At 58.7% G+C, this 13,978-nt stretch carries 9 protein-coding genes; 5 read left to right on the top strand and 4 right to left on the bottom strand.

Going from position 1 to position 13,978, the window contains the following annotated elements; all coding sequences use genetic code 11:
• Positions 1-46: 46 nt before the first annotated feature.
• Complete coding sequence (locus tag ACNJX8_RS32370) at positions 47-5,284, top strand: Ig-like domain-containing protein (RefSeq protein ID WP_439358080.1); 5,238 nt, start codon at positions 47-49, stop codon at positions 5,282-5,284.
• Here ACNJX8_RS32370 and ACNJX8_RS32365 read toward each other — a convergent pair.
• The gene (locus tag ACNJX8_RS32365; RefSeq protein ID WP_439358079.1) at positions 5,271-6,740 is read right to left on the bottom strand and encodes a lipopolysaccharide biosynthesis protein; all 1,470 of its coding nucleotides are present in this window, start codon (positions 6,738-6,740) and stop codon (positions 5,271-5,273) included. The two genes, ACNJX8_RS32370 and ACNJX8_RS32365, sit on opposite strands and share 14 nt — an antisense overlap.
• Before the next feature lie 421 nt (positions 6,741-7,161).
• On the opposite strand from ACNJX8_RS32365, the gene ACNJX8_RS32360 reads away from it, so the two are divergent.
• Both ACNJX8_RS32360 and ACNJX8_RS32355 read left to right on the top strand, forming a co-directional pair.
• A complete protein-coding gene (locus tag ACNJX8_RS32360; protein ID WP_439358078.1) occupies positions 7,162-8,802 on the top strand; it encodes a hypothetical protein in 1,641 nt (546 codons plus the stop codon).
• The gene (locus tag ACNJX8_RS32355) at positions 8,792-9,250 is read left to right on the top strand and encodes a DCC1-like thiol-disulfide oxidoreductase family protein (protein WP_439410293.1); all 459 of its coding nucleotides are present in this window, start codon (positions 8,792-8,794) and stop codon (positions 9,248-9,250) included. Before ACNJX8_RS32360 ends, ACNJX8_RS32355 begins: the two co-directional genes overlap by 11 nt.
• 54 nt (positions 9,251-9,304) lie before the next feature.
• On the opposite strand, the gene ACNJX8_RS32350 is transcribed toward ACNJX8_RS32355, so the two are convergent.
• Entirely contained in the window at positions 9,305-10,462 is a 1,158-nt protein-coding gene (locus ACNJX8_RS32350; RefSeq protein WP_439358076.1) for a glycosyltransferase family 2 protein, read from the bottom strand.
• 110 nt (positions 10,463-10,572) lie between these two features.
• Here ACNJX8_RS32350 and ACNJX8_RS32345 point away from each other — a divergent pair, with 110 nt between their 5' ends.
• Positions 10,573-10,989 (top strand): hypothetical protein, encoded by a 417-nt coding sequence (locus ACNJX8_RS32345; RefSeq protein WP_439358075.1) that lies wholly within the window; start codon positions 10,573-10,575, stop codon positions 10,987-10,989.
• Positions 10,990-11,075: 86 nt separating this feature from the next.
• Here the strand turns inward: ACNJX8_RS32345 and ACNJX8_RS32340 are convergent, their stop codons facing one another.
• Together ACNJX8_RS32340 and ACNJX8_RS32335 are read right to left on the bottom strand one after the other, a co-directional pair.
• Positions 11,076-11,366 carry a hypothetical protein gene (locus ACNJX8_RS32340; RefSeq protein ID WP_128938122.1) on the bottom strand — a complete coding sequence of 97 codons (291 nt, stop codon included), beginning with the start codon at positions 11,364-11,366 and terminating at the stop codon, positions 11,076-11,078.
• Positions 11,367-11,695: 329 nt separating this feature from the next.
• Positions 11,696-12,112 (bottom strand): hypothetical protein, encoded by a 417-nt coding sequence (locus ACNJX8_RS32335; RefSeq protein WP_128935690.1) that lies wholly within the window; start codon positions 12,110-12,112, stop codon positions 11,696-11,698.
• 343 nt (positions 12,113-12,455) lie between these two features.
• Between ACNJX8_RS32335 and ACNJX8_RS32330 the strand changes: the two genes are divergently transcribed.
• Positions 12,456-13,673, top strand: coding sequence for an acyltransferase family protein (locus ACNJX8_RS32330; RefSeq protein WP_439358074.1), 1,218 nt, complete (start codon positions 12,456-12,458; stop codon positions 13,671-13,673).
• Positions 13,674-13,978 lie beyond the last annotated feature (305 nt).

The following is a 13,978-nucleotide window of genomic DNA, read 5'->3' as shown; positions in this document are numbered from 1 at the left end:
AACGCATGCATAGTTGTGTGCCACGTAAAAGGAGCACGTATCCATCATGACCATTATCAATGGAAGTTCCGGTGCTGACGTTCTGTTTGGCGGGACCGGAAACGATGTTCTGACCGGAGGCGCGGGCAGCGATACCTTCGTCATCTCGAAGGGGTACGGCTCCGATACGGTCGTTGATTTTCAGGCGGGTTTAGGCGGCGATGTGTTGCGGTTGCAGAACTACGGTTTTGCGACGTTCGCCAGTTTCCTGGCAGCGGCCACCCAAGTGGGCTCCGATACGGTCGTCACGCTGTCGTCCACCGAAACCCTGACGCTGCAGAATGTCGCGCTTTCGACCTTGGTTGCAAGCAATGTCGTGCTGGACAATCCGCTGCCAGCGAGCGGAACGGCATGGAACTGGGCGGGTACCGTCCCCGCAGGCGGCACGCTGACGACCGGGGCGACAAATGACGGCATGGAGGCCGGCGGCACGGGCGTCACGCTGATCGGCGGAGCAGGGGACGACACCTACTATGTCTATGACCACAACACCAAGGTTGTCGAGCAGGCCGGAGAGGGTATCGATACGATCCGTGTCTGGAACATCAATGGATACAGCCTCGTCAATGCGCCGAACGTCGAGAATCTTGTCCTGACAGATAGTGTTCCGTCGCCCGCCACCGGCAATGATCTCAACAACATCATTGTCGGCAATGCCGGCGACAACATGATTGACGGCGGGCAAGGCAACGATGTGCTGACCGGTGGGGCCGGTCGCGACACCTTTGTCGTGACAGCGGGCAACGGCAACGACATCGTCACCGACTTTCAGGCGGGCGCCGGCGGGGACATCCTGCAGCTCAACAACACCGGCTTCAAGACGTTCACCGATGTCACGGCGGCCATGAAGCAGGTGGGCACCGACCTTGTCCTGACGATCGCCGGCGGCGAAACCATAACACTTGAAAACACCAGCCTCCAGAATCTCACGACCGCCAATATAAACATCGTCAGTCCCCTGACTGGACTGGTCCAGACCTTCAACGACGACTTCAACACGCTGTCCGCGGGGCAGGATCCGAGCCTGACCTGGCGCACGAGTTATGCCTGGAGCGGAGCGGCAGGCTACGGGCTGGCCGGCGAACAGGAAGTGTATGTCGATCCCAGCTTTTCCGGGCTGCCGGCAACTCAGGCGTCAACGTCGCTCGGGCTTAATCCGTTCTCGATTCAGGACGGTCACCTCGTTATCACGGCGCAGCCCTTGCCTGCGAGCGCAACGCCTTATACAGGCAGTGCCATTTTCTCGTCGGGCATGATCTCGACCCAGAACAGCTTTACCCAGACCTACGGCTATTTCGAAATGACGGCCACGCTGCCCAGCACAAGCGGCGCGTGGCCAGCGTTCTGGTTGCTGCCCAGCACTGCCAATAACCTCAAGACGGAAATCGATGTGCTCGAGGCCTTTGGTCAGGATCCTGACCAGGCGCATTGGGCCATTCACTCGCCCTACGCGCCTGCGACGAATGGGGGTTGGGCAAATACAGCCAACCTGACCACCGGAGAACACACGTTTGCGCTCAAATGGACCCCTTACGACCTGACATTCTTCGTCGACGGGAAGGTGGTCGCACAGCAGGCCACACCCTCCGACATGAATTCGGCGATGTATATGATCGCCAATCTGGCGATGGGCGGGAGCTGGCCGGGCAACGCCGCTCCAGGATCGACGGCGACGATGACGATCGATTCAATCAAAGCCTATCAATTGCCGGAGTACACGCTTGCGAACTACACCCTGCTCACGAGTGGCGCACCGACCAACACGATCGTGGGAAGCGCGGCTGCGGACACGCTGAGCGGCACATCCGGCAATGATCTGATCGGTGGTGCAGGAGGGGCCGATGTCATGACCGGCGGTGCCGGCGATGACACTTATGTCGTCACCGATTCCGGTGCGAAGGTTATCGAAGCCTATGGCGGAGGCATCGACACGGTAAACTCCTCCGTGACGTATACGCTTTCGAGCTACGTCGAGAATCTGAGCCTCACCGGTTCCGCGGCCATCAACGCCACCGGCAATATTCAGTCCAACATCATCATCGGCAATGCCGCGGCAAACGTGATCACCGGCGGGCTCGGCAATGATATCCTGACCGGCGGGGGCGGTGCGGATAGCTTCGTAATCAACTCCGGCGACGGTTCGGACATCATCACCGACTTTTCGCCGGGATCAGGCGCTGGACACGATGTTGTCCAATTGAACGGCTTTGCCTTCACCTCATTCGCCGACGTTCAAGCGGCGATGAGCCAGGTCGGAAGCGACGTCTATCTGAAGCTGACGAGCCAGGATACCCTCGTGTTCCGCAACACGACGGTCTCGGCATTCACCAGCGACGATTTCCAATTGCCAGCAACGCTCCCGGTCGGCGGGACAATTACGTCCTGGATCAGCGGGAAAGCGAGCAGCCGCATGGTGTACGGTACCGCGGCGAACGACAAGCTCTCGGCGGTCAATATCGATGACACGCTCGTCGGGTGGAACGGCGACGATACCTACGTCATCGGTAATGCGAACCAGAAAATCGTCGAGAATCCCGGCGGCGGCGTTGACAGCGTGGAGGCGTGGACGTCGTACACGTTGTCGGCAAACGTCGAAAACTTGACGTTGATGATTGGCGGGCTCGCCGGCGTCGGCAACCAAATGGCAAACCGTATGGTCGGCTCGAGCGGTGACGATTTCCTGGATGGTGCGGGCGGGAATGACTGGCTCTCCGGAGGAGCCGGAAACGATACCTTCATTTACAATGTAGGCAGCGGCAACGATACGGTCGCCGATTTCCACGTCTTCACAAGCGCGACTGCCGAACACGACAAGCTGATTCTGAAAGGTTACGATAGCGGCGCCTATTTGACCCATGTGAACGACGTGTGGACCGTTCACTACGCGGGTGGAGCAGATACGCTGCGCATTGCGGGCGTCACCAGCTTGACGTCGGCCGACTATTCATTCGTTTCCGCGACGAATTCGCCGATGACGATGACATCTATCGCCGTGCCGACGATCTCGGCTGTCAACGACAGCGGCTCGATCGTGTCGGGCCTCATCAATACAAATCATCTGGTCCTCACGGGTCGCGCGCAGGCAAGTGTAACCGTCAAGGTTTTCGACGGGACAACTCAGATCGGCACGGCGATCGCCGACGGCAACGGTAGCTGGAGCATGGCGACTGCAATGCTGGCCGAAGGCGGCCACACCTTTGCCGCCGCAGCGATGGACGGTGTCGGCAATCTCACCGCGCTCTCCGCCGGGGTGAATGTCACCATCGATACGATCGCCCCGAACGTGCCCAAGCTCGCGTCGTTCTCGCCCGACAGCAACGTCGCCGGCGATGGCGTCACCAATGTCAACCACGTGAATTTGGCTGGAACCGCGGACGCCGGGAGCACGGTGCAGGTCTTCGACGGCGCGACGATGATCGGAACGGCGATCGCCGATACCAACGGAGCCTGGTCCTTTGCCACCGCAACGTTGGCGGACGGTAATCACACCTTTACCGGCAAGACCGCGGACGCCGCCGGCAACGTCAGCGCTTCCTCCGGTGCGCTGAACGTCACGGTCGATACGCGTGCCCCGGTTGCACCTATCCTGACCTCGGGCGCACCTGGAGCTTCGAGCGCGATAATCGTGTCCGGCACGGCAGAAGCCGGAAGCACTGTCCGGCTGTACGAAGGCTCGACCTTGCTCGGCACGGGCGTCGCGGCGACGAGTGGGGCCTGGAGCGTCACCACCGGATCGCTCACGGCAGGGCAACACAGCTTCACCGCGACCGCCACCGACATCGCCGGCAATTTGAGCCAGCTTTCCAATGCTTTCAGTTCCGCCGTGGGTACGGTGATCGAAGCGACCGGCACGACATCGCTTATCAAGTCGGGAAGCAACTTCTACCTTTCGACGGCCGGCTCATCAGTGATCCTGAAGAATGGCGGAACGGCGGTTGTCGCGGGGCAGCTTGGCGCATGGGTGCCAGTGGCTGCGGAAGCGTCGTCGAACGGCTATCTCGTCGCGTGGAAGATCCCCTCGACCGGCCAGTTCGCGGTCTGGAGCACCGACAGCAACGGCAATTTCGTATCCAACTATCTGAACAAGGTGTCCGGCACCGACCCGGCTCTTGAGTCGAGCGAGACCCTCTTTCACCAGGATCTCAACGGTGATGGCGTGATTGGTCTTCCACCAACGCCCCAGCAGGTTTCAGGCACGACAATCGAGGCGTCCGGCTCAACCAGCCTGGTTCTGGTCGGCTCGAATTACTTGCTCGATGCGATGGCCAGCGGCGCGGGGCCGACCTTGAAGTACGGTGGCGTAGCGGTTGTGTCGGGACAGTTCGGCGCTTGGACGCCGGTGGGCGTTGAGCAAACGACCAGCGGCTATGATGTCGCCTGGAAGATTCCGGCCACCGGCGAACTCTGTGTTTGGACCACGGACAGCAATGGCAACTATCTATCGAACCTCCTGAACAAGGTGTCCCCGACCGACCCTGCTCTTAAAGCGGTCGAGACGACGTTTTATCAGGACCTCAATGGCGATGGTGTAATCAATACGTCATCGACCATCCTCAAGATCTCCGGAAATGTCGTATTGAATCTGGGCAATATGTCACAGGCCGCGACGGTCGACCCCGGGGCCACGCTCGAATTGTCCGGCGCCGCTTCCGGGTCGATCACCTTCAAGGCGTCGACTGGCAATCTGGTGTTGGACCACGCGTCGCAATTTACGGGAACGCTCATCGGTCTGACGGGTGACGGCACCGCGTCAAATTCCAACCATATCGACCTGAAGGACATCGCGTACGGAGCGGGAACGACGGCGTCCTTTTCCGGCGATACAGCCGGTGGCGTGTTGACCGTGGTCGACGCTCAAAATCACACGGCACATATCTCGCTTGTTGGCAACTACACCAACTCGACCTTCAATCTCTCGAGCGACGGATCCGGGGGCACGCTGGTTATCGATCCTCCGAAGGCTAGCTTTGATTTTTCGGCGGTTGCGCCGTCGCAGCCTCCTGCTACCGCACCGGCCGTCTGCACCGCGCGCCTGGGAGGCGAGGGGTTCGTGTTCGAGCAGTCCGTCACCTCCAACACATATGACTTAGTTAACGAGGCGTTTCATGAAACGGCCAAGGTAGGGCTCCTCGCGGCCACCACTTATCCAGATGTTGACTCGAGCCTTCATCAGGTCGACGCCGTTCACGCGGTAGCCCCGATTGATGTCCATCTGGCGGAGTTGCATGACTTCATGCTTCGCTGAAGGTCTTTGCCTTTCGAACAACGTTGCGCAACGCGCGTTTCGCAAGTTCCCGTTTCCGCGTGAAGGAGATCATCGCGAGGAGGTATGATGCATAGGCAAGCGCCAGCAGCGTAACCAGCCCAGCGAAAGAGTTTCCATCCAGCAATGAGATGTTCGAAATCCTTGTGACGGCCGCCGCAACGCCACAACCGATCCAATGCGGGACGGTCGTCTTGACCAGGCTCGTTGTCGTCACCGGGCCATGACGACCGATAGATATCGCGCAAAGCGGCAGCACGACGGTGCAGTTCACCAGCGTATACGCCGCGGCGATTCCAAGCGCGCCCCAGGGAAGACCGACGAGGAATGAGGTCACGTTGATCAAGGCGGTCCAAACGCCAAGCCTGAAGTACTCCTGGCTACGGCCTTGACTGAGGAACAGCCAAGCTGCCGTCGCGGTCGCGACCTGGATCAAGCCGGCAACGCCGAGCCAGGAAAAAATCGGGGCTGCGCCCACCCAATGCTCGCCAAGGAGAACTCTGAAGAGCGGCTCCGAGAGCAGGATGGCAAACACGATGCCCGGCTGACATATGAGCATAACCATGGCAAGGGCATCGTTGTAGGTACTGAGATATCTCTCCTTATCGAAACGAAGCCGCGAAAGCAGCGGGACAATCACCTGGCCGATCGGGTTGTGTAATTGGACGATCGGCAGCAGCAACAGCTTATAGGCCCGATCGTACAGGCCAAGTTCGTCGCCGCCTCGAAATTTGCCGATGAGAATGTTGTCCGCATTTCTCGAAAGATAGTTGACCAGATTGAACCCTGACACGTGCAGGCCAAATCGCGCCATGTGCCGCGTCTCGCTGTCCAGACTGGGATATCCGGGGCGATAGCCGGAATAGGCCCAGATCCCGATTGTCGAAAAGAGCGTAAGAACGAGCGTGGACAGGTAAAGTGCCCAATAGTTTCTCAAGATGATTACGGCGACGATCCCTGCGACAACGGAAGCGGTTGTCGCGGCGACATCCAGGATTGCTAGGGCCTTAAATCGGGATTCTCTGGCAAGGAGAGCCGCCGGAACGGTCGGAAGGCCAGCTATGAAACTTAGGCCGGCAATTGCGATCATGAGCTGCCGAAGCCTCGTATCGCCGTAAAACAGCGCAACCGGATGCGCGCTCAACGCCAGAACGAGAGCGGATGCCGCGGAAGCGAGCACCGACAGCCAGAACAGCGCATCGATTTGGCCCTTGGCGATTTCCGTGCGTTGAATGATGGCCTGTCCAACGCCGACATCCTTGATGAGCCCGAGGAACGTTGCGGCCGTCGCAGACATGGCCAGCAGGCCGAAGTCGGACGGGGCAAGATTTCGCGTCGAGAATATCGTCAGGACAAAACCGGCCGACAGTTTCCAGGCCTGGGACCCGCCCGTTATGAGGATGTTGGTTACGGCCCGTGACTTGCTGTCCTTGTCCAACGAACTCACCCCCCGCGATCTCAAACACCTCTTGCGCGGTCTCGCGCCTGCCAGCAAATGCCGCGGGAAATCCAGCGCGCTGCACGATGGCGGTTCCGATCGTCTCCGGCTTTTAGCTTGGCCTTGACACGAACGGAAGACGTGATCGGGCGATGTGGGATCGGCGTACCTGGGCGAGCCTGTTTGAAACTGATTTCAAGCGATGGCCGGACGTCACCAATGTCAATGCGGACACTTGCGGTCACATCAATGCCCGCAGTTTGTCATATTTCAATTCACAGTGCTGAGGTTCCCGTGAGATGATTTTGTGAGCACTCACACCAGGAGAAGGGCAAGCTGCGCTTGCGATATTTGCAGGCCGCTAGTCATTCTATAATGTTCGATTGATCTCGATGGCGAAGCTCCGGAGGTCCGAGACGGGATGACGTTGTATACTGTTGCATCACGGCAAGGAGCGCGGTCTGGCGTCGCGTCGCTTGCGGGACCTCTCTTCCTCCTTGCAGTAGCTGTCATTCTGTCTGCGATTTCGCGGCGGGCCGTCACGCATCTCGCGCGCTGGTCCGACATTTACGCTCTGGTGCTGGTTTGCTCGGCATTTGCCGGCGCGCTCGCCTTTAGCTCCATTCGCTACCGTGATTTCTCGCCGCCATTGCGGATCACCGCCTTCGCGATCGGAATGACGATCTTCGTGCAGTTGCTGTTCGATTCATTGGGGCCCTTCGCAGGGCCTCCCAACATCCTGTTCGGGGCAGGCGATAAGATTCTGTTCTTCCGCTACGGTGCGGTGCTTGCGGTTGTGGCAGGAATAGCCGCGATCTGGCGTCCTTCATTTCTGGTGCCGCTGTTCTACTTCTATCATGCATGGCGCGAAATGGTGAGCGTCGTGTCCGGCATCTTCGTGACGGAGACCGATTATCTCGGTATGCTCGACGTCGGTAACTTCGCCGTCCTTGGCGTGCTCGGCACGATCGTTCTCACCAGCGCCAGGACGATGGATCGCGTGCCGTGGCTGCGAACTCTGTTCGCTTCCGCAGATGACGTGAAGCAGCTTCGCGATCGCGCCTATGGCTTGATTTGGGCGTGCGCCGTCGGGGCGCATCTCGGCAGCTATTTCTGGTCGGGAATCGCAAAGCTGCAGGCTGGTGGCGAGAAGCCATGGACTTGGCTGCTCGCAAATCCCACGCAAACCTCGATCCTGATGGGCCTCGAACGCGGCGACGCCCCGCTCGGCCTGTGGCCGGGCGCGTTGCAGACGATCTGGGACGCGATCGTGAGCAACCAGCTGATCTTCAACGTCTTCGTGCTGTGTGCCCAGCTCCTGTCGCCCCTGGCTGCGATCTCGACGCGCGCGCTGTCGTTCTTCTGCCTGCTGTTCGACGTCTTCCACATCGGCGTGTACTTCACGCTCGGGGCTCTTTTCTTCTTCTGGATTGCGCTCAACCTGTTCATCGTAGCCGCGGCACGCACGCTGCCGCGTGATGGGTTCACCCCGGCGATGAAGGTTGTGATGGTCGTGACCGTCATCTGTGGCCGGTTCTTCTTCTACACCAATCACCTGGGATGGCTGGACGGGCCGAAGCTGGCAAGCCCGCGGCTTTTCGTCGAGACCCGCGATGGTCGCCAGGTTCTCGCGCCTTCCACGTATTTCGGCATCTACTCGTACATGATCGGGACCGGAACCATGTACATCCCTGAGAATCATTTCCGGGCTCGCGTTGGCGGCAACAACCACGATCTTGCGACTTGGCACGACGCGATCACCTGCGGCCCGGAGATCCTTCCGCGTCAGGACACAGGCGTAGCCATGGAGGCCGTGGAAAAATTGGTCCGCGAGACGGATCGCTTTTTTCGTGTCTATCCCTGGGTGAAGGACAACAACAGCTTTTATGCCTATCCGCACCACATGCTGTCCAATCCATGGCTGTATGGCGAATTCAACAAGCTGACCATGGACGATATCGTCGCCTATCACTATGTGGTGGACTCAGTATGTCTCGGCCTGGCGGAGGGCAAGCTTGTGCGCGACGTTCGGAATCGAACGGACTATCGAATTGACCCATAGTGATGACGAGATCTGGGTGGTCTATGACGGCGAATGCCCGTTATGCAGCCGCTATGTTCTGCTGTACCAGTTGCGGGAGCGTGGGCAGCGCATTCACCTGATCGACGCGCGTTCGGAGCATCCGATCGTCGGCGATATCCGCGCCCGCAACTTCGATCTCAATGAAGGCATGGTGGTTCGCTGGCGTGGGCGGCACTACCATGGGGCCGATGCAATGCATCTGCTGGCAACGCTTGCCGCGGAGACGACTGTCTTCAATCGCCTTAATCGGCTGGTGTTCTCCCGGCCACGCCTCGCAAGGGCACTTTATCCGGCACTGGTGCGTGGAAGGAAGCTTCTCCTTCGGCTTCTCGGCCGCAAGCTGATCGATGAGATCAATGCTCCGGAACAGCGGATACCGGTCGGTCCTTCCGACGAAAAGATCAAGCACAACGACGGGGTCCGATGACGATTGAAGGAAGGCTCCAGCGCGCCTCCTGTGTACAAGAAGCGGTGGGGCAGGTTATCGCGTCGCGGCCTGATAGGCCGGAGAGAGACGCATCAGGCCGCAACGGACAAGGTCGTCGGATGATTGGTAGATCAGGCTTTTCGGATAGATGAGCTCGAATGACCGATTTTGATCGAGTCGCTCCGCGTAGCGCTGATACTCGACCGATCCGAGATAGTAATTCCCTTCACGGACCGCGATTGCGACCTTATCGGTGAAGTCGTGGAGAAATTTGAAATGGAGCAGGGCGCCTGTGACATCGCCTAGCTTGCCTGGTGGGGCCATCAGGTGACCGGCGGCGATATAGCGACGGCTGGGCAACCAGCGCGCGAGCGGCACTTTAGTGAGCAGCGGTGGCTGCCAGCGCGTGATGTTAACTGCAGGCAGCAGCCGCGCCAGCCCGTATGGCTCAAGCAACTGTACGAGTGCGTCATAAAGGGCGATCTTCGGCGGCATCGGTTCGTCATAAAACAGCCTCGCTCGCGCACCGCCCACCAGGTAGTTGGTCGGAAAGCCGCGCCGACGGCGCTTCACATAGGTATCTGAATCGAAGTAGGGGCAGAACGCGACGAGGCTCTCACCGGCTTGGTAGCGCTCCGGGCCTCCGAGCCAGCGTGGATACATATCGACCATCTCCGCGGTCATGCAATCGGCGCCGGTGCTCTCCAGATATCGGCACAGCCATCGAAGATCAAAATTTTCGCAACCGGGATAGACAAAGAGTTCGTCGGCGTCGAGCGTCAGCGCCCACCGTCCTGGCGCGAATTGGTCGAGCACGGCGCTGGTCCAACGCGCGCCACCACTTGATTCTGCAAAGGGCTCCCGGATCTCGAACACGTGAACGTCCGGCTGATCGAGCAGGAATGCTCGCGTGCCGTCATCCGAACGGTCATCGATCGCGAGGAAACGTCCGACCCCGAGCCGGCGATGATGGCGCAGGAATTCGGGTAATCGCAGCATTTCGTTGCGGAGCTTGCCGACAGCCACGATCTCATCGGCGCCGAAGTCGAGGGGCCGGGTATCAATCCGGTGAATGACCGGATCGGGACGCTGCTTGGCCCGTGATCGCGCTGGCGTCAAAAGTGCGACAGCCGCTTGACCCCTTGCGATCAACTTTTGTAACGCGTTCTGCGCGCCGTTGCCGCCCGCGGCTGTTCTCGCCAGCAATTCCATTTTTAATTTCCAGCCAACCGATCACATCTGCATTATCGAATAAAGACGGCGAATATAGGTGCTATCGACGGTCACTTTGTCTCAGCGGGTTGATCTAGCCTCATAAGCCCGTGGCAGGGCGCAAATGTGCGCTTCTTCTTTGCAATCGAGGAATATCGGCCGACGGCTTCGCGTCGGTTCCAAATAAATTGCGTTACCATTCATTTCCAAACGTCTTGAGCATACTTGATGTGTCGCTCCAGCTTGTCGCCGGTCGTGTCGTCCAAAAACATTTTGCCCGGTCGACTTTGTGCAACACAGCCATTCCGCTGAAGTTTCAAGGGGCCGAAATCAAAGTCAAAGAAGAAGCCTCCGCCAAGCGTATTCAGTTGGTGCCGGAGATCTTTCGAGCCGTTGAGCAGATTGGAGCTGCGGCAACAGCCTTCTGTAGAGCATCACGCGCGCAGGGGATCATGCCGCGTAAACGAAGCGCTCACAAGCACACCGGCAGGAATGCGGCCCTGCGGGATGATCTGCATGGCAATTAAGCAGGTGCGGAGCTTCTACAGGAGGATGTAACAATATACGGGCCATGCGACAACATCCTCGCCGGCCGCTCATGATAGGGGTCTGATTAGACTGCGATTCGCGATTCACGCATCTGCGGTGATGCCTCCGACTGCACCTGGTCGAGCACCGAGAGGTTCGCGATGAGCAGATAGATCAGCAGGCTCGCGCAATAGACCACTTGCAAAATTACCGCGCTTGCGACGAATGCTATCAAGCCCGTGGCGAAACCCTGCTCAAGACCCAAATACCACGCGGCAACCAGGATCAGCATCGTTGCGGGAATAAGGGCGTATGCGCGAAGAAAACGCCCCAGAAGAACACCGGCCACGGCGCTTGCGATCATCAGCACAACCAAGATCTGCCCTCCTGCTCTTGCACCAGAGATGTTCTGGACGCGTGACGGGCCGTATTGTAGCCACAGAACCGCTAAAAACATACCACTTTTGCGCGGGCGTGGCCAAATCTTTGGTGCGCCTGCCGCCGTGCTGCGGGCGGGCGGTTCTGCCGTGGAACGTGCTCGGTCGTCGATCCGGTCCCCTGGATCCCGGAGTTCTCCTGCTGACATTGGTGCTTTTCGGTTCCAGGGGCTTACTTTTCCACCCCCGGGTGGTCGACCTCGGCAACAGGCCGACACGCAAATGCGGCAAGAGGCTCGTGACCAAGACGCCTCGGATGAGACCGGTCCTAGCTTCCCTGCCTTTTGCGCAGGAGGAGTCCGACCAGTTCTTCGAGGCTCTGCTCAATGTCCACGGACTGCAAAGATCCGGTATCGGGCTTAGAGGACTGCGGCTCGATCAGACGCAAGCTTGCGCCGGCAGGCCCGGATTTCGATTTCACTGGCTTCGGCTCCCGAATGGATACGGGTTTAAACGACTGAGGCATGTCATAATTCACCTGCTCAGTCATTGCGGGTTGAGGTGTGGCGTATCGCGTCCTGGTGCTTTCATCGGAAGATGGTCGCCCGGTTCTGAGCGCGGGCGAAACGTAGGGCTGCAAGTGCAAGTACTCGGCGTGCCGCTTACGAGAGATCAGCTCGCGCGTGCCGTAGCCGGCCGCGAAGCCAATCGCGAGCAGAACAAATATGATGAGGAGCCCAACCATCAAACTATACGCGCCCACTCATAATTCTGCCTCAGAGTTAACCTGCTACCGTCTATATCCCGTAGTTGATAGATGCCGTAATTGACGATTTGAAGGCACGTCGTTCGCCGTGTCCGGGGAGGGCTGCGCTCGCCTGAGGATCGCTTCCGACGAGGCGTGAGGTGTTCGCGATACGAGATATTCGCTGCATCCCCCGCGATCCGATGACTTGCCTATTTGCTGGTCAATGCGCCTTCGGTTTGGCATCGCACGTGTCGTGAGTGATGCGACGGCCATCGATTGACAGCTCGCTCAACGTAGCGAACATCGCAAACAGGAAACCACGAACACTGAGATTGCCCCCTTGTCGTTACAATCCCCAGGTTCCACCATCATAGCCGATAGTCGCGCGCAGAAGATCGGGGCCGTCAACGGTTTTCGCGGACTCGCCATCTTGATGGTGATCCTCTTTCACTTGCTTGTTCCGTTCACATCCAGCGCGCCGGCGTTTCCCGGCGAACTTGATCCAAACGGTCTCCTGGCCATTGTCGCGAAGCACGGCTTCTTGGGCGTAAATATCTTCTTCGTGCTCTCCGGATTCGTTCTGTACCTGCCCTATCGCACAAAGAAGCGAGCCATCGATCGGCTCGCCGACTTCCCGCATTTCTATTGGCATCGCGCAGCTCGGTTGCTTCCACTTTACTATACGGTTGTCCTCGTGACGGTTGCACTCCATGCCAAGTCGCCCGCTGGATCGCACGCGTGGTACCTGGAGCTCGGCGGACTCCTATCTACGCTTTTCATTTTTGTGCCGCACGGGTTTATGCCCCCCTCCAATCCCGTATTGTGGTCCGTAGGCGTTGAAATCTGGTTCAGCCTTTTGTTTCCGATGCTGATTCTTCTGATCGCGCGCTTCGGCCTTGGAAGGCTGTTGCTGTTGAGCGTCGTCATTTGCTCAGCTTTCGTGGTGGCTGGGCATCTTATCGCGGTGGATCGGATTGGGATGTTTCGCCCGTTTGTGGGTGGAATATTTGGGTCGTGTTACCAGTTCATTTTCGGAATGTTGGTTTGCGATCTCTACGTCAAGTCCAGGGACAGTGTTTCACTCAGGAGATTTCAGTCGCGTGGGCTGCTGCCCGGACTGCTGCTGATGATTGCCGCCATATATCTCAAGGATAATGGCCCCTGGGCTGTGAGCATTCTCTACGCCACGATCTTTTGCGCCGGGTTTTCCATGGTGCTGCTGGCGGTGTTGTGCGGGGCATGGTCCGCAAATCGCTTGTTCGAGGCGTGGCCAATTCAGGTCGTCGGATGCATGTGCTACAGTATCTATGCGTGGCATTCGATCATCATGGTTGAAATGATCCCGCCCGATACGTCTCCGTTGCAAGACACGCTTCGACTTTCATTTCCGTATCTTGCAATAACAATCCTGCTAAGTGCCCTGAGCTATCGCTATATCGAATTTGGCCATCAGCGCGATTGGAGGTCGTTGTTCCTGTTACGCAACTCCAATTCCAACGAACTCGCCGGCGCTGGGGTATCCCGTCGTGCTGAGTCGGAACCGGCCGCATCGTCCTGAGAGGACTCCCTGCTGGGACATCCGGGACTGCGGGTCGAAGGTATGTTCGGTGCTCGAGTTCGCGGCTGCGCCTCAGTCCTGTGGCAAAGTCGAGGGCGTTGCGGACCTCGGCGGCTTACTTTTGTATTCGGCCTAGCGCGACTGCCCTGAAGGTCCGACGGCGTAACAACCCAGGCGCTGATCATGCGAGTTGCTGCACGTAGTCGCGGTGTCGAGCTGGCGATGGTCCACAGAACGAACCCAAATTCTCTTTTACGTTTCAAAGCTCTGTACAAGCAAGCGCCATCGATGACCGTCACGCCTCC

The organism is Bradyrhizobium sp. SPXBL-04, assembly GCF_051853035.1.
GTDB lineage: Bacteria > Pseudomonadota > Alphaproteobacteria > Rhizobiales > Xanthobacteraceae > Bradyrhizobium > Bradyrhizobium zhanjiangense.
The sequence above is the reverse complement of the archived record's forward strand: the minus strand, read 5'-3'. Positions and strand labels throughout refer to the sequence as shown.

Excerpts from the sequence above, each read along its gene's own strand:
- ACNJX8_RS32370 (WP_439358080.1), top strand. The coding sequence starts at position 47 with ATGACCATTATCAATGGAAGTTCCGGTGCTGACGTTCTGTTTGGCGGG.
- ACNJX8_RS32350 (WP_439358076.1), bottom strand. The coding sequence starts at position 10,462 with ATGGAATTGCTGGCGAGAACAGCCGCGGGCGGCAACGGCGCGCAGAAC.
- ACNJX8_RS32335 (WP_128935690.1), bottom strand. The coding sequence starts at position 12,112 with ATGGTTGGGCTCCTCATCATATTTGTTCTGCTCGCGATTGGCTTCGCG.
- ACNJX8_RS32360 (WP_439358078.1), top strand. The coding sequence starts at position 7,162 with ATGACGTTGTATACTGTTGCATCACGGCAAGGAGCGCGGTCTGGCGTC.